Consider the following 16386-nt stretch of genomic DNA (forward strand, 5'->3'; position numbering starts at 1 on the left):
CAAAGAAGAAATAATTATCTGTTCAGACCAGAAATGCAGGATAGTGAAGCGATGTTATTTTGGGGTAGTAATAAAAAAGGAAGCATATGCTTCCTTTTTGCTGGTGGTGATAGAAAAACCCATTATTTACTACTGGTATTATTCGCCCGTATAGACGACCAACACTTTATCGTCTTGGTACTGACGCTCAAAGGCGTAATAGCCTTCTTGGTTACGAGTGATATGCTTGCCCTGTGCAACAGCTGGGTGACGTTTACGGAATTCCCCCAGTTTTTGCCAATGATGCAGTAGGTCTTCACGTTGACCATGAATCTTATCCCATGGCATGTCTGAGCGTGTGCCTTGGTGAGTATCTGAGCCAGTAACACCGAAATCACGGGCAATCTCGTCCCCATAATAGATTTGTACTGCTCCCGGAGTCAGCATTAAAGCATTGGCCGCGCGGGCTTGATCATCAAACTTCGGCTGCGCGCCGCCCAGAATAGCTGCGTATCGTGAGAAGATAGGTAGCTCAGTACATTGAAAGTGGGGTCGGTGTTAATCTGCTCGGAGTAACGACGGTAATCACTGTCTAGGTTGGCAAAACATTTCAACGCTTTAGGTGCCACGTCCGATTGAAATTCAAAGTTAATAATTGAATCGAATCCGTTATCGAAGTAAGGGCTTTTTACCACGCTGTGAGCCCATACTTCACCGGTCATCCAAAATGGTAAATCATCCAGCGCTTTATCCGGATTATTTTTCTTCCATTCAGTCAAGGCTTTTTCGGTACTGGTTTTCAGCTCAGCCCATGCTTCCATCTCTACATGTTTTGCAGTATCCACACGGAAGCCATCGATACCGTAGTCACGAACCCAATCCGACAGCCAGGTGATAAGGTGTTCACGTGGTGTTTTTTGCTCGTCGCGGGCATGAGTCTCTTTGTTATGGAAGAAATTGGGTAAACCAGTTTTCTCACTCGATTCGGTTTTTAGATCGGGTAAGTAGTTCAGTGACATGGTCAGATCATTGTAGCCCGGAGCATCATAAGCGCCGATGTCGGTACGAATCCAATCTTTGCCCCACCATTTATCCCATGCTTTGCTATCACTGTATTTAATGTAGTCGTTAAAGCTGTGCCAACTTTGGCCCGATTTAGGTTGCCAGTCGGTCCACTTTTCGCCCAAGACGTCTTTGGCTTCCTGATCGTCGAGGTAGAGTTGACCGAAACCAAACTCTTGCATGTCTGCCAAGGTCGCATAGCCAGTGTGATTCATGACGACATCCCAGATAACGCGAATGCCTTTTTTATGCGCAGTATCGATAAAGGTTTGCAGTTCTTTTTCGCTGCCCATATTGGCATCCAGCTTGGTCCAATCTAGATGGTAGTAACCGTGGTAGCCGTAATGTTTGAAGTCACCTTTATCGCCACCGCCTACCCAACCATGGATTTGCTCCAGTGGAGAAGTGATCCAGATGGCATTGACGCCCAGAGACTCTATGTAATCCAGTTTTTGGGTCAGGCCAGCGAGGTCACCACCATGGAAAGTACCGATTTCATGTTGGCCGTCTTTACTACGACCATAGCTGTTATCGTTGCTTGGATTGCCATTGTAGAAGCGGTCGGTCATCACAAAATACACCGTGGCGTTATCCCAACTAAAAGGTGTATCTGTTGGCTGGTTAACGGCTTCTAATAGCAATAACCCTTGGCTCATCGGGCCGGGTTGAAGTGTGATACTGCCATTAGTAACGGTAGCTTGTTTGCCCGTCAAGGCATCGCGGAGTACAGTGCCATTGGCAAAGGTTTGGGTGACATCAATGGTTTTTGGCGTGTCTGTCGCGACTGGACAAGAGTAGGTGATATCTTGATTTTTTTTGGGTTTAAGCTTAACTGTCAGCTCGTTGGTGGCTGGGTTAAGCGTAAACTGGTATGTGTTCGTTTTGAAAATGCGCAACGGTATGTTGGCATCAGCTGCACATGCATCCATTTTTAATGGCGTATTAAATTTGATGCGGTTTTCTTCCGCCAGTGCAAAACGGCTGCCACAGCTTTGTTTGCTGTCTGCGATGGTAAAAGTGTAACTGCCTTTGTCCAATTTTTGCTCCGCAATGAGCAAGCCTTGGGCATTTTGTTCAAATACAGTTTGGTTGTCACCTAGACTGAGTACAATGGCGTTGTCTGGTGTTTGGCTACACGCACTGACACTGAGTAGGCTGATAGAGAGTGCGAGAATGTTTTTTTTCATTGTGTTCTTCCCCCGAATAAACAGCACAGTTATAGCAAAACAGGGCCTCTACAATCCGAGTGATAAACCAACAAGTTTGCGCCTTCTCACCCTACAAATCTTTGTATTAGTCACAAAATGAACAAAAAACAGACCTAACATCATGGTGCTAGTGACAAAAAAGGGAAGCTGCCGCTTCCCTTTGGTGTTTACTATCGCTTTTTAATCAGCCGTTTGGTCTTGGTCTGATTATTTTTGTAGCAGCGAGATGTCGGCAATCTGCAGGAACAGGTTACGCAGATTGTTCAGTAGTGTCAGACGGTTTTTCTTAAGCGCTTCGTCGTCAGCCATTACCATGACGTTATCGAAAAATGCATCAACGGGTTCACGTAGATCGGCCAGTTTGCTCAGAGCTTGTTGGTAGTTACCTGTTGCAAATGCGGGTTCCAATGCTTCCGTCATTACTTCAACACTTTCCGCCAATGCTTTCTCCGCGTCTTCTTGTAGAAGTGCTAAGTCGATCTCTTCCGACAATTCACCGTCGAATTTCGCTAGGATGTTACCTACGCGCTTATTCGCCGCTGCCAAAGATTCAGCCGCTTCCAGTTCACGGAAGTGGGATACGGCTTTAACACGCTGATCGAAATCAGCAGGTTTCGTTGGACGACGAGCTAACACGGCTTGAATAATATCGACGCTAAAGCCTTCGTCTTTGTACCAAGCATTGAAACGACCCAGCATGAACTCAAGCACATCATGCTCAACGTTATCGTTGGTTAGCTTAGTGCCAAACTGTACTTTCGCTTCACGGATCAGGTCGATAAGGTCTAAGCTGTAACCATTTTCAACGATGATACGTAGCACACCGAGTGATGCACGACGCAGCGCGAATGGGTCACTGCCTTTCGGAGCTTGGCCAATACCAAAGATACCCACGATTGTGTCCAGCTTGTCCGCCATAGCTACCGCAGAAGAAATAGCAGTGCTTGGCAGAACATCACCAGCAAAACGCGGCATGTACTGTTCGTAAAGCGCGAGTGCTACTTGCTCATCTTCACCGTCGTGCGTCGCGTAGTGCATACCCATCACGCCTTGCGTATCGGTGAACTCAAAAACCATTGAGGTCATTAGGTCACATTTTGCTAGTAGGCCCGCGCGAGTGGTTTTTTCGACGTCCGCGCCAATTTGCTTAGCAATGTAGCCAGCCAGAGCGGTGATACGATCGGTTTTGTCTTTAATGGTACCGAGTTGCTTTTGGAAGATAGCGGTTTCTAGTTCAGGAAGACGGTCAATAAGCGGACGCTTACGGTCTGTATTGAAGAAGAATTCTGCATCAGCAAGACGTGGGCGAACCACTTTTTCGTTACCTTCGATAACGTAGCGAGGCTCTTTCGACTCGATGTTAGAAACGAAGATAAAGTTAGGCAGTAGTTTGTTATTCTCGTCATAGACAGGGAAGTATTTTTGGTCACCTTTCATGGTGTAAACCAAAGCTTCAGAAGGTACTTTTAGGAACTCTTCTTCGAACTTCGCTGTGAGTACCACCGGCCATTCAACCAGAGACGTCACTTCTTCGACGAGATCATCTTCTAGGTCGGCAATACCGCCAACCGCCGCTGCCGCTTTTTGTGCATCAGCTAGGATAATGGCCTTACGCGCGTCGTAATCTGCCATCACTTTACCGCGTTCTTCTAGAATCGCTGGGTATTGCTCAGCCGAATCAATCGTGAACTCTTGCTCACCCATGAAGCGGTGACCACGGATCGTGCGGCCTGAAGCGACACCAAGAATCTCGCCTTCAATGAGATCTGAGCCCATCAGCATTGTTAGGGTTTTTACCGGGCGAATAAATTGCGTGGTCTTGTTGCCCCAACGCATTGGTTTTGCGATCGGTAAGTTTGCCAGTGCTTTTGCGGCTAGCTCAACTACGATATCAGAGGTTGGTTGCCCTTTGACTTCTTGTTTAAACAGAAGCCATTCACCTTTGTCTGTCACCATACGTTCAGCTTGGTCAACGGTGATGCCACAACCGCGAGCCCAGCCTTGAGCGGCTTTGGTTGGATTGCCTTCCGCATCGAATGCTGCAGAAACCGCAGGACCACGCTTCTCAACGACTTTGTCTGATTGGCTTTCTGCCAGTGCCGCAACTTTTAGTGCAAGACGACGAGGTGCCGCGAACCATTTTACGCCTTCGTGAGTAAGCTCTGCGCTTTTTAGTTCTGCTTCGAAGTTTGCTGCAAATGCTTCAGCCAGGGTACGAAGTTGCGTTGGTGGGAGCTCTTCTGTACCCAGCTCGATTAAAAATTCTTTTGCCATGTTATCTCGATCCCTTACGCTTGTTCTTCTGACTTTTTACACATCGGAAAGCCGAGTGCTTCACGTGATGCGTAGTAGGCTTCAGCGACTGACTTCGTCAGGTTACGGATGCGCAGAATGTAGCGCTGACGCTCGGTTACTGAGATCGCTTTACGCGCGTCTAGTAGGTTGAAAGCGTGACCTGCTTTGAGGATGCGCTCGTAAGCTGGCAGCGGCAGAGGTTTTTCAAGCGCGACAAGCTCTTTACACTCTTTCTCACATTGCTCAAAGAAACCGAATAGGAACTCCACGTCAGCATGTTCGAAGTTGTATGTTGATTGCTCCACCTCATTTTGGTGGAAGATATCCCCGTACGTCACTTTGCTGCCGTCTGGTGCGATATTCCATACCAAGTCGTAAACAGAATCGACTTCCTGGATGTACATTGCAAGACGCTCAATACCGTAAGTGATTTCACCGGTCACGGGCTTACATTCAATACCGCCAACTTGTTGGAAGTAAGTAAACTGAGTCACTTCCATGCCATTGAGCCACACTTCCCAGCCTAGCCCCCACGCGCCTAGCGTTGGGTTTTCCCAGTTGTCTTCTACAAAACGGATGTCATGGACAAGTGGGTCAATACCAAGAACTTCAAGGGAGCCTAGGTACAACTCTTGGATATTGTCTGGAGATGGTTTTAGCGCTACTTGAAATTGGTAGTAGTGCTGAAGACGGTTAGGGTTTTCACCATAACGGCCATCAGTAGGACGACGTGAAGGTTGTACGTAAGCTGTCGACATTGGCTCTGGACCAATCGCTCGAAGACAGGTCATTGGGTGAGAGGTCCCCGCACCAACTTCCATATCGAGTGGTTGAACAACGGTACAACCATTTTGAGCCCAATAATCCTGCAGCGCGAGGATCATTCCCTGGAAGGTTTTGATATCGTATTTTTGCATAAGTCAGGTTCGCGCGATTCTCTTGTTACTCATTGAACCGTCACATTTGTAGAGTTTTACCGCTCTGATGTGCACGGGTAAGGAGTAATTATGGTTGAATAAATTAACAATCTAGTATACCCAGATATTGTTTATGGGAGTAGGGTTAATCTTGATTAATTACTGGGCTATTTTCTCCTTTGATAGAAATTTTTTGGCTTATTCATCCAAATTTCCTTAAAAGGGCGGTTTTGGCCAGTTTGATACTTGAGATGCGTAACAAGGTTGGCTAGAATTGCGTTCGTCTTTGGGGAGTAGCTTACCTGGTGAAGCGTCAGTTTTATCCGGTTCGTTCGTCAACATAATTGGTGCAAAATCACCATGGCGCTCGAGACTCGAAGCCTTTCGAGTTTAGCAAGACCTTAGACAAATCATCACGAACCGGGGTAGGGGCGTGAGGTTTGTCTTCGGTTAAATATAATAATCCCTGCCCCAATGAGCATGTCGTGAGTGTTTTAGCTATTTCAATTACTACTGTAGCGTTAGCAGAAATTGGTGATAAGACCCAATTGCTATCGTTGTTACTTGCCAGTCGATACCGCAAACCCGTCCCTATTATTGCTGCCATCTTTTTAGCCACTATTGCTAACCACGCTTTAGCTGCATGGTTGGGGGTTGTTGTGGCTGATTACTTGTCACCTGAAGTATTGAAGTGGGTGCTGGTGATCAGTTTTGTTGCTATGGCGGCTTGGGTTCTGATCCCAGATAAACTCGATGATGACGAAGAGATCTCCAACCGTGGTCCATTTATTGCCAGCTTTATCGCCTTTTTTGTTGCAGAGATTGGTGACAAAACTCAGATTGCTACTTCCATTCTTGGTGCTCAGTATGCCGATGCACTAAGTTGGGTCGTGTTAGGAACTACGATTGGTATGTTACTGGCCAATGTCCCAGTGGTTCTGATTGGTAAGTTGTCTGCGGATAAAATGCCTTTGGGGCTTATTCGTAAAGTGACGGCATTTTTATTCGTCTTATTGGCGATCGGTGCTGCCTTGTTCTAGTTTATCATGGCCGGTGAAGAACCGAGATGGGAATGCATTTTTTGCTGATAAATTGATGAAATGATGTGAACTATCAATAAGTAGCGAAAAAGTGGCTTGCTTCAAACTCTGACTAAATATTGTCCATCAGCGTGACGCAGGAGATATCCGTGTCATACTTGTCGTGGTAGTTTAATAGAGTGAATGATGGCGAGAGGACAAATGTATGCTTACACGTTACATGGGGATGACCCCCAAGAGTCAGAGTTATTTATTCACCTTTGGTTTGGCGCTGTGCCTGTTGGCGATGGTGTTGACTGATATGTGGTTACCGATAGTTGCGGGATCGTTCATTCTTACCGGCTTAACGGTAGAAGCGTGGATTCGGGTTGCGCACATAATACCGATGCATGAAGAGATGCGGGCGATGAAGAAGCAACTTAACAAGCTACAGTCTGAAGTTCGTACACTAGAATATGATGAATAGACAAATGGCAGCCTCTTAGGCTGCCTTTTTTTGTCTGGGCAACTTATTCCAAACCTTTCTTAATCAGGTACTGAAATGGAACGTGTTCCGTTTGTGCCGCGACCAGTTGATGATCCATAAAACGACAAAAACTCGGAATATCTCGGGTTGTTGATGGATCGTCTGCTTTTACCAGCAAAATCTCACCATCTTGCATGTTGCGAATTGTCTTCCTGACCATCATTACTGGCTCTGGGCACCGCAGTCCTTCTGCCTCTAATATCTTGGTCGCCAGTTCAGGATTAAAGCTCATAGTGTGATTCTCGTAACTAACTGAGTGATGAATTTTACGTTCGTAGAAAAAATATTCAATAACCACTTGGCAAAAGGTTATTTTTGTTTTACTTTAAATTAACAATTTGGCAACAAAGTGGATGGGAAAGATAATGTTAACAGCGTTAGACAGACTTACTATTTACTCAGTGCTATGTTTCATTTCGTTCTGTGCATTAGTGCTTCGTTCTCCCATGGAACCATCACTGATGCCTTTGATCGGCGTGGCTGCAACCATCATCGGGATTTGGATAGAGGCGCACAAATGGTCCGGTGCGTCTGAGCAAGAAAACTAACGTTTCGCTTGCCTGTTTTATACCTCCTGCGACAGCAGTGATCATAACCCATTTTGTTACCAACACTTCATTCCGACACTATCCCCAGTTTTCTTGGGCTTCCCCGCCGAAAGGCGGGATTTTTTTACTTGAAGATAAAGAGTACAATTTGTCCAAATCCTTTTCTTTTGTATGGCCGTTGTGGAATTAGAAGATATCTACCGTCGGGATCTAAATTTATTAGTCGCATTACGTGTACTGATCGAAGAGAACAGTGTCAGTAAAGCAGCGGCCCGCCTTAACTTAAGTCAGTCTGCGATGAGTCGAGTGCTGGGTAGATTGCGCGATCTTTTGGATGACCCATTGTTTACTCGTCAGGGACAACATTTGACTCCAACCAAGAAGGCGTTGGAAATCGATCGCGCTTTAGGCGAACCACTAGAGTCATTAAGACAATTACTTTCCCCGGTTGAGTTCAACCCACATTTGTGTGAGCAGGTATTTAACATTGCGACGACAGACTACGCGATGCAAACCATATTGCCGTTCGCGTTGCCGCGCATTTATCAGGAAGCGCCTAACGTGTCGTTTAATTTTCTGCCTTTACAGCACGATCGATTGTCCGATCAACTCACCTACGAAGGTGCTGATCTCGCCATTTGCCGTCCTATCGGACCGGTAGAACCATTGCGCAGTGAAATTCTAGGTCGAGTTGGTGTGTTGTGTTTATTGTCGAGACAACATCCGCTGGCGTATCAAGAAATGAGCTTAGATGATTACCTGAGTCATCCTCATGCGATGATTGCGATCAGTGATGGCGTGAATGCTCTGATAGAGCAGGCGTTAGTCGATAAACCATCACGTAAAATGGTGTTACGTGCTTATCACTTAGAAGCGGCATTAGCGATCGTCGATACCTTGCCAATTATTATTACAGTGCCAGCAGATTTGGCGTATTTAGTTGCTGAGCGCTACGATTTAGTAGTGAAGGCATTACCTTTCCAATTTACGCCATTCGATTACTCAATGATTTGGCATGTTCGCTGCGAGCATTCTCCCGCACAAGAATGGTTGCGAGGGATTGTAAAAGAAGAGTGTGGTCGTTTGATTGCCAAACGTATTGACGATATGGGACTGGGTTGATGGAAAATAAAAAGAGCCAGCATTGCTGGCTCTTAGTCTGTATATTGGATCTGCGGCTTATAGCTTGATAACCACACGACCTGTGACTTGGCCGTTAGTGATGTCCTCTGCGTACTTAGGCGCTTCAGTTAATTCGACTTCAGTACAAGCTTGCTCGTAGTAGCTGTCAGGCAATAGTTCCACCAGTTTTTCCCACGCAGCGATGCGCTTTTCTGTTGGGCACATGACTGAGTCGACTCCTTGCAGACGTACATTTCGCAGTATAAACGGCATAACTGTTGTTGGCAGATCAAATCCGCCAGCTAAACCACATGCTGCTACAGCACTGTTGTAGTCCATTTGAGCCAACACTTTCGCCAGCACTTTGCTGCCAACGGTATCGACTGCACCCGCCCAAATTTGCTTTTCCAGTGGACGAGCAGGTTCTTCAAATTCGGTTCGGTCAATAATACGGCTCGCACCAAGTTTTTCCAGCAATGGACCATTTTGTTCTACGCGTCCGGTTACCGCTGCGACTTTGTAACCCAGCTGAGCGAGCAAAGTAACGGCCACGGATCCTACGCCCCCACTGGCACCAGTGACAAGAATCTCTCCTGCTTCGGGTTTGATATCCGCATCAAGCAGCGCCTGAACACATAACATCGCGGTAAAGCCAGCTGTGCCGACCATCATTGCTTTTTTGCTGTCCAGACCGTTTGGTAGTGGCACTAACCAGTCTGCTTTCAAGCGAGCACGTTGAGCCATACCACCCCAATGGTTTTCACCAACACCCCAGCCAGTGAGTACCACTTTGTCGCCTGTTTGGTAGCGAGTGTCATCAGAGCTCACGACCGTACCTGCCAAATCAATGCCCGGAACCATCGGGAAGTTACGGATGATTTTACCTTTGCCGGTGATTGCGAGGCCATCTTTGTAATTTAACGATGAATAATCAACGTCAATCAGGACGTCGCCTTCTGGCAGTTGAGTTTCGTCGATGCGTTCGACACTGGCGATAGTGCGTTTGTCTTCTTGGTTTAGAACTAGAGCATTAAACATGAGGTTCTCCGTGTTTGCGTTGGTGCGGCTGGAATGCTACATGCAGCAAGCTATTAACTGCCTCTAAGTGTAGGACTTGTTTGGTTATGAATAAAATGAAAGTTCAGCATTTAATCTATGCGCTATGTGCATTTATTGCTCAATGCGCTTAAAAAATGAAGGGCGACATTATCTGTCGCCCCTAAGTCTAATACTACATTACTTGAGTATTGGTTTATTTTATTCTGCTTGTCCAGTGGAGTACTGTGTTTGTTTAAGCATCATTGTTAATTTAAAAACTAATTAGCTGGCAACAATTTTAGGGCCTTTCAAACACAGTGGCGATACCCTGACCAAGACCAATACACATGGTAGCAAGGCCGTATTTGGCGTCTTTTGCTTCCATTAGGTTAATCAAGGTGGTTGAAATACGCGAGCCAGAACAACCTAGTGGGTGGCCCAGAGCAATTGCGCCACCGTTTAGGTTCACTTTTTCATCCATCACATCAAGCAGACCTAAGTCTTTAGCACATGGCAAAGATTGCGCTGCAAACGCTTCGTTTAGTTCGACAACATCCATATCTTCCATAGACAATCCCGCACGTTTGAGCGCTTTTTGGGTTGCCGGTACAGGTCCATAGCCCATAATTGAAGGATCGCAGCCGGCAATAGCCATGCCTTTGATTCGAGCGCGAATGGTTAACCCAAGCTCGTTGGCTTTTTCTTCACTCATGATCAGCATGGCTGATGCGCCATCGGAAAGAGCTGACGAAGTACCTGCCGTGACGGTGCCGTTAGCAGGGTCGAATACCGGACGAAGTTGGGATAAGCCTTCCACGGAGGTTTCTGGGCGAATGACTTCATCGTAGTCGAGAGTGAATAATGTACCGTCAGCCGCGTGACCTTCGATAGGTAAGATTTCGTTTTTAAAGCGGCCTTCCACTGTTGCTGCGTGGGCTCGGGCGTGAGAGCGGGCGGCAAACTCATCTTGTTGCTCACGGCTAATACCGTGCAGTTTTCCCAGCATTTCAGCAGTTAGCCCCATCATACCAGCTGCTTTCGCTACGTTCTTGGCCATACCCGGGTGAAAGTCGACGCCGTGGCTCATCGGTACGTGCCCCATGTGTTCGACACCACCGATCAGACAGATTTCAGCATCACCTGTCATAATCGCTCGGGTACCATCATGCAGTGCTTGCATTGAAGAACCACACAACCGGTTTACGGTAACGGCACCGACTTCAATGGGGAGCCCTGCGAGCAACGCTGCGTTACGCGCAACGTTAAAGCCTTGTTCTAGCGTTTGTTGTACACAACCCCAGTAAATATCTTCAATTTCATTTGGATTTACTTGTGGGTTACGTGCCAGTAGACCTTTCATTAAGTGTGCGGAAAGGTCTTCTGCTCGAGTATGACGGAAAGCGCCACCTTTAGAGCGACCCATTGGGGTACGTAGACAATCGACTACGACAACATTTCTTGTTTGATTAGTCATTTGGGAATCCCTCCTTAGATAGAACCTTGCTGTTGTGCGCCGTAGAAGGTCTCGCCTTTGGCGGCCATATCTATCAGCATTTGCGGTACTTGGTACATCGCGCCTAATGCTGCGTGTTGTTTTGCCATTTCGATGTATTCAGCAATACCCACACTGTCTAGGTAGCGGAATACACCGCCGCGGAATGGAGGGAAGCCCAGACCATAAACCAGAGCCATATCCGCTTCTTGTGGCGTTGCGATAATACCTTCCTGTAGACACAGCACCACTTCGTTGATCATCGGAATCATCATACGTTGAATGATGGTCTGCTCGTCGAAGTCTTTTTTATCTGCACATACGTCTGCCAGTAGTGGCAAGATCTCTTCAGAGAAGGTCTTCTTCGGTTTGCCCTTCTTATCAACAGAGTAGCTGTAGAAGCCGCTGCCGTTTTTCTGACCAAATTTTTTGGCGTCAAATAAGGCATCAATCGCATCGCGCCCTTGCTTGCCCATGCGCTCAGGAAAGCCTTCTGCCATAACGGCTTGTGCGTGGTGAGCGGTATCAATGCCGACTACGTCTAGCAGGTAAGCAGGACCCATTGGCCAGCCAAATTTGCGTTCCATGATTTTGTCGATTTGCGTGAAGTCAGCACCATCACGAAGCAGCATGCTGAAGCCACCAAAGTACGGGAACAGTACGCGGTTGACGAAGAATCCAGGACAGTCATTGACCACGATAGGTGATTTACCCATTTTCGCGGCGTACGCCACAACGCGGTTGATGGTCTCGTCTGATGTTTTCTCACCGCGGATGATTTCAACCAATGGCATGCGATGCACAGGGTTAAAGAAGTGCATACCACAGAAGTTTTCAGGGCGTTGTAGTGACTGAGCCAGAACGTTGATTGGAATTGTCGATGTGTTCGAGGTGATAACTGTATCTTCGTCAACGTTTTGTTCGACTTCGCTAAGTACGGCAGCTTTTACTTTCGGGTTTTCAACCACTGCTTCGACAATGACATCCGAATTTTCAATACCAGCGTAGTGTAGGCTTGGTGTGATAGACGCCAGAATACCAGCCATTTTGAAGCCATCAATTCGCCCTTGGGAAAGACGTTTGTTGAGCAGTTTGGAAGCTTCATTCATGCCCAAGTCCAGTGAGACCTGAGCGATGTCTTTCATAAGTACAGGGACACCTTTCAGTGCTGATTGGTAAGCGATGCCGCCACCCATAATACCGGCTCCAAGGACAGCAGCACGCTTAGTGTCTTTATTGGCTGATTTTGCTGCTTTTTTAGCAAGACCTTTGATGTATTGGTCGCTTAGGAACAGGCCAACCAGTGATTTTGCTTCTTCTGATTTTGCCAGTTTAACGAAGTGCTTACGTTCAACATCAAGTGCTTCATTACGTGCAAAGCATGCACCTTCCTCGATAGTAACGACAGAAGTCATTGGTGCAGGATAGTGTGGTCCTGCTTTTTGCGCCACTAGGCCTTTTGCCATCGTGAAGCTCATCATTGACTCGAGCTTGCTTAGGGTTAGTGGTGACGTTTTTTGGCTGCGGCGTGCTTGCCAGTTGATTTTTTCATTGATTGCAGCAGTCAGTGTTTGTAAAGCAGAATCATATAGCGATTCGCTATCGACGACCGCATCGAGCAGACCGATTTTTAGAGCTTCATCAGCACCACAGGCTTTTCCTTGAGTTATGATTTCCATTGCGTTGTCTGCACCAATAACGCGAGGTAAACGCACGCAGCCGCCAAAGCCAGGCATGATACCAAGTTTGGTTTCTGGTAAGCCAATGCTGGTGGTTTTGTCACCAATACGTATATCTGTCGCAAGTACACATTCGCAACCACCACCAAGCGCGTGGCCTTTGAGCACAGAGATGGTAGGAACGGGTAGGTCTTCCAATTTATTGAAGATGCTGTTCGCAAACTGCAACCATTGATCGAGCTCAGCATCCGATTTGGCAAATAAACCTAAGAACTCAGTAATGTCCGCCCCGACAATAAATGTCTCTTTATCAGAGGTCAGCATGATGCCCTTCAAGCCTTGGTGTTCTGCAAGAGCATCAAGCGCCTTGTCGAGTGACTCAAGTGTCGCTAAATCGAGTTTATTAACGGATTTTGGCGAGCAGAAAGTCAATTCTGCAATACCATCCTTTATTTCCTTTACCTGTAGGGTTTCGGCTTGGTAAATCATTGTCTATCTCCATGACATACAATCTGTGATTGTCTGTATACCTACTTAACCATTGTGGCTTTTCTATAGAATGCCGCGGAAGATAGGTATCAAGAAGTGTATTATTTTTATTCTGGTAAGACCATTAATGTTAGTTTTGATCGTGTTATGTTTAATTTCAATACATTTTTCAAACAAGTGTTTAACATTGTGCGCCAGTGCAGATCTTATGCGACTCTCAAATCACTCTCGTGATAGACTGCCGATAAAGAACTAAGTGACTTAATCCTATGAATGACCAGCCTTATTTGATTCCTGCTGAGCCTGCGCAATTTGAAGAAGAGATCAAAAAGAGCGTATTTATTACTTATCTTGCGCATACACCAAGTGTCGAAGCGGCTAAAGCATTTGTGGAGCAAATAAAAAGCAAGCATGCGGATGCGAGACATAATTGCTGGGGATTTGTCGCAGGAAGACCAGAAGACTCTATGAAATGGGGATTTAGTGATGACGGGGAGCCGTCTGGCACCGCTGGTAAACCGATTCTTGGGCAACTGTCTGGTTCAGGCGTTGGAGAAATCACTGCGGTTGTCACCCGTTACTCAGGCGGAATAAAGTTAGGGACGGGTGGTTTGGTTAAGGCTTACGGAGGTGGCGTGCAGCAAGCATTAAAGCTGCTTCAAACTATTGAGAAAAAAATCACCACAAAACTTAGACTAACGTTAGACTATGGCTTTATGTCTATCGCGCAATCCATAATGTCTCAGTTTGGTGCTGTAGAGGTCGATGCTGATTACAGTGATCAGGTCGTTCTAGTCGTCGAACTTGAACTTCGTGAAGTGAGCGCGTTTACCCAATTGATCATCAATAAAAGCGGGGCCAAGGCAATGGTCACCCCTCTAAACGGACAATAATGAAAAATAGGAAGCAACAGGGACAGCTTCGCTAGTCAATTAATCCATGCAATTTCGTTCAATTATTCGAATCGTCGGGCTCTTATTGGCACTTTTTAGTGTCACGATGCTTGCACCCGCTCTGGTCGCGCTAATCTATCGTGATGGTGCTGGTGTGCCTTTTGTCACGACTTTTTTTGTTCTGCTTTTTTGCGGGGCAGTGTGTTGGTTTCCTAACCGTCGGCAAAAGCATGAGCTTAAGGCTCGCGATGGTTTCCTAATCGTAGTCCTGTTTTGGACGGTATTAGGTAGTGCTGGTTCAATTCCGTTTTTGATATCAGATAACCCCAATATTTCGGTAACCGATGCTTTCTTTGAGTCATTTTCTGCGTTAACAACAACGGGCGCTACGGTTATCGTTGGGCTCGATGAATTGCCTAAGGCGATTTTGTTTTATCGTCAGTTACTGCAGTGGTTTGGCGGTATGGGCATCATTGTGCTGGCCGTTGCCATTTTACCGGTGTTAGGTATCGGTGGTATGCAGCTGTATCGAGCTGAAATTCCTGGGCCTGTCAAAGATACCAAAATGACGCCTCGTATTGCCGAAACGGCAAAAGCGTTATGGTATATCTACTTGAGCTTGACGATTGCCTGCGCGACCGCGTTTTGGTTAGCAGGGATGACGCCGTTTGATGCAATCAGTCACAGCTTTTCTACCATCGCGATTGGTGGATTCTCAACTCATGATGCGAGTATGGGATATTTTGATAGTTATGCGATTAACTTAATCACTGTTGTTTTCTTACTCATATCGGCTTGTAACTATACGCTTCACTTCGCGGCATTTTCATCCGGTGGCGTACACCCCAAATACTATTGGAAAGACCCAGAGTTTCGCGCTTTCATCCTTATACAGATATTGTTGTTTGTTGTGTGCTTTTTACTATTACTGAAGCACCACTCGTACATTACGGCTTACGATGCGTTTGACCAAGCTCTGTTTCAGACAGTTTCCATTTCAACTACTGCTGGCTTTACAACCACTGGTTTTTCGGACTGGCCATTGTTTTTACCTGTACTTCTACTGTTCTCATCCTTTATTGGTGGATGCGCAGGCTCGACTGGCGGTGGCATGAAAGTGATCCGAATTTTATTGCTGACCTACAAGGGGCTCGTGAACTCAAACGTTTGGTTCATCCCCGGGCAGTCTACACCATCAAAGTCGGGGGGAGTGCGCTGCCACAACGCGTCGTTGATGCTGTATGGGGTTTCTTCTCGGCCTACGCGCTCGTTTTTGTGGTTTGCATGTTGGGGCTGATTGCGACTGGGATGGATGAGCTCAGTGCATTCTCTGCGGTTGCAGCGACATTGAATAACCTTGGTCCAGGTTTAGGTGAAGTTGCACTTCACTTTGGTGATGTAAATGACAAAGCAAAGTGGGTGCTCGTAGTATCTATGTTATTTGGGCGTTTAGAAATATTTACCTTACTCATTCTACTTACGCCGACGTTTTGGCGTAGTTAAGGGGAAATCGTGGCAAAAGCTTTGTTCCTATACTCTTCACGCGAAGGGCAAACAAAAAAAATCTTCCATTATATCGATGAACAATTAGCAGACTTTGATTGTGAACTCGTGGATTTACACAATGTAGAGACTATGGATTTCAGTGCTTATGACAGAGTGTTGATCGGAGCTTCTATTCGCTATGGCCATTTAAATAAAAAGCTGTATCAATTTATTGAGCGCCATATTACCCAGTTAGAACAACATAAAGTGGCTTTCTTCTGTGTGAATTTAACTGCTCGTAAAGAAGATCAAGGGAAAGACACTCCTGAAGGCAGTGCGTATATTCGCAAGTTCCTGATCAAATCACCTTGGAAGCCAGCACTAATAGGTGTATTTGCTGGTGCCCTCTACTATCCACGCTATGGTTGGTTCGACAAAATGATGATTAGATTCATTATGTCCATGACAGGCGGGGAGACCGATACGACCAAAGAAGTGGAATATACCAACTGGGAAAAAGTGACACTTTTTGCAGACAAGTTTAGAAAATTGTAGAAATAACGTGCACTTTTGAGTGTTTTTGGCTTTATTTTATTCGAATGGTATAAAATCT

12 protein-coding genes and 2 pseudogenes are annotated in these 16386 nt (G+C 46.3%); 7 read left to right on the forward strand and 7 right to left on the reverse strand.

Annotation, left to right across the window (positions count from 1 at the left end; translation table 11 throughout):
- Positions 1-138: 138 nt before the first annotated feature.
- The 3 genes and pseudogenes from SU60_RS00190 to glyQ all read right to left on the reverse strand — a co-directional run bounded on the left by SU60_RS00190 (position 139) and on the right by glyQ (position 5461).
- Positions 139-2228: pseudogene (locus tag SU60_RS00190) on the reverse strand (alpha-amylase).
- Between the two features lie 228 nt (positions 2229-2456).
- A complete protein-coding gene (gene glyS, locus SU60_RS00195; RefSeq protein ID WP_041153784.1) occupies positions 2457-4523 on the reverse strand; it encodes a glycine--tRNA ligase subunit beta in 2067 nt (688 codons plus the stop codon).
- Between the two features lie 14 nt (positions 4524-4537).
- Positions 4538-5461, reverse strand: a complete 924-nt coding sequence (glyQ, locus tag SU60_RS00200; RefSeq protein ID WP_041153785.1) for a glycine--tRNA ligase subunit alpha — start codon at positions 5459-5461, stop codon at positions 4538-4540.
- Positions 5462-5946: 485 nt separating this feature from the next.
- On the opposite strand from glyQ, the gene SU60_RS00205 reads away from it, so the two are divergent.
- Together SU60_RS00205 and SU60_RS00210 are read left to right on the forward strand one after the other, a co-directional pair.
- Positions 5947-6501, forward strand: a complete 555-nt coding sequence (locus SU60_RS00205) for a TMEM165/GDT1 family protein (protein ID WP_041153786.1) — start codon at positions 5947-5949, stop codon at positions 6499-6501.
- A gap of 205 nt (positions 6502-6706) precedes the next feature.
- Positions 6707-6967, forward strand: coding sequence for a hypothetical protein (locus tag SU60_RS00210; protein WP_041153787.1), 261 nt, complete (start codon positions 6707-6709; stop codon positions 6965-6967).
- 43 nt (positions 6968-7010) lie between these two features.
- On the opposite strand, the gene tusA is transcribed toward SU60_RS00210, so the two are convergent.
- Entirely contained in the window at positions 7011-7259 is a 249-nt protein-coding gene (gene tusA / locus SU60_RS00215) for a sulfurtransferase TusA (RefSeq protein WP_041153788.1), read from the reverse strand.
- 133 nt (positions 7260-7392) lie between these two features.
- Here tusA and SU60_RS00220 point away from each other — a divergent pair, with 133 nt between their 5' ends.
- Both SU60_RS00220 and SU60_RS00225 read left to right on the forward strand, forming a co-directional pair.
- Positions 7393-7575, forward strand: coding sequence for a hypothetical protein (locus tag SU60_RS00220; protein WP_041153789.1), 183 nt, complete (start codon positions 7393-7395; stop codon positions 7573-7575).
- A 180-nt stretch (positions 7576-7755) separates the two neighbouring features.
- Positions 7756-8697, forward strand: coding sequence for a LysR family transcriptional regulator (locus SU60_RS00225; RefSeq protein ID WP_041153795.1), 942 nt, complete (start codon positions 7756-7758; stop codon positions 8695-8697).
- Between the two features lie 57 nt (positions 8698-8754).
- Here the strand turns inward: SU60_RS00225 and acuI are convergent, their stop codons facing one another.
- The 3 genes from acuI to fadB form a co-directional block, all read right to left on the reverse strand.
- A complete protein-coding gene (gene acuI, locus SU60_RS00230) occupies positions 8755-9735 on the reverse strand; it encodes an acrylyl-CoA reductase (NADPH) (protein ID WP_041153790.1) in 981 nt (326 codons plus the stop codon).
- A gap of 298 nt (positions 9736-10033) precedes the next feature.
- The gene (gene fadA, locus SU60_RS00235) at positions 10034-11209 is read right to left on the reverse strand and encodes an acetyl-CoA C-acyltransferase FadA (RefSeq protein ID WP_041153791.1); all 1176 of its coding nucleotides are present in this window, start codon (positions 11207-11209) and stop codon (positions 10034-10036) included.
- Positions 11210-11223: 14 nt separating this feature from the next.
- Positions 11224-13395 (reverse strand): fatty acid oxidation complex subunit alpha FadB, encoded by a 2172-nt coding sequence (gene fadB, locus SU60_RS00240; protein ID WP_041153792.1) that lies wholly within the window; start codon positions 13393-13395, stop codon positions 11224-11226.
- Positions 13396-13664: 269 nt separating this feature from the next.
- Between fadB and SU60_RS00245 the strand changes: the two genes are divergently transcribed.
- From SU60_RS00245 to hemG, 3 genes and pseudogenes are all read left to right on the forward strand, one after another.
- On the forward strand, positions 13665-14288 hold the full coding sequence (locus SU60_RS00245) for a YigZ family protein (protein WP_041153793.1): 624 nt from the start codon (positions 13665-13667) through the stop codon (positions 14286-14288).
- Between the two features lie 46 nt (positions 14289-14334).
- A pseudogene (locus SU60_RS00250) lies at positions 14335-15791 on the forward strand (TrkH family potassium uptake protein).
- A 9-nt stretch (positions 15792-15800) separates the two neighbouring features.
- Complete coding sequence (gene hemG / locus SU60_RS00255; RefSeq protein WP_041153794.1) at positions 15801-16328, forward strand: menaquinone-dependent protoporphyrinogen IX dehydrogenase; 528 nt, start codon at positions 15801-15803, stop codon at positions 16326-16328.
- Positions 16329-16386: the final 58 nt, after the last annotated feature.

It is taken from the genome of Vibrio mytili (assembly GCF_000830505.1).
Taxonomy (GTDB): Bacteria; Pseudomonadota; Gammaproteobacteria; order Enterobacterales; family Vibrionaceae; genus Vibrio; species Vibrio mytili.

What these genes read in the sequence shown, in the direction of transcription:
- glyQ (WP_041153785.1), bottom strand. Translation starts at nt 5,461, where the DNA reads ATGCAAAAATACGATATCAAAACCTTCCAGGGAATGATCCTCGCGCTG.
- SU60_RS00210 (WP_041153787.1), top strand. Translation starts at nt 6,707, where the DNA reads ATGCTTACACGTTACATGGGGATGACCCCCAAGAGTCAGAGTTATTTA.
- glyS (WP_041153784.1), bottom strand. Translation starts at nt 4,523, where the DNA reads ATGGCAAAAGAATTTTTAATCGAGCTGGGTACAGAAGAGCTCCCACCA.
- fadB (WP_041153792.1), bottom strand. Translation starts at nt 13,395, where the DNA reads ATGATTTACCAAGCCGAAACCCTACAGGTAAAGGAAATAAAGGATGGT.
- SU60_RS00220 (WP_041153789.1), top strand. Translation starts at nt 7,393, where the DNA reads ATGTTAACAGCGTTAGACAGACTTACTATTTACTCAGTGCTATGTTTC.
- fadA (WP_041153791.1), bottom strand. Translation starts at nt 11,209, where the DNA reads ATGACTAATCAAACAAGAAATGTTGTCGTAGTCGATTGTCTACGTACC.
- SU60_RS00245 (WP_041153793.1), top strand. Translation starts at nt 13,665, where the DNA reads ATGAATGACCAGCCTTATTTGATTCCTGCTGAGCCTGCGCAATTTGAA.
- acuI (WP_041153790.1), bottom strand. Translation starts at nt 9,735, where the DNA reads ATGTTTAATGCTCTAGTTCTAAACCAAGAAGACAAACGCACTATCGCC.
- tusA (WP_041153788.1), bottom strand. Translation starts at nt 7,259, where the DNA reads ATGAGCTTTAATCCTGAACTGGCGACCAAGATATTAGAGGCAGAAGGA.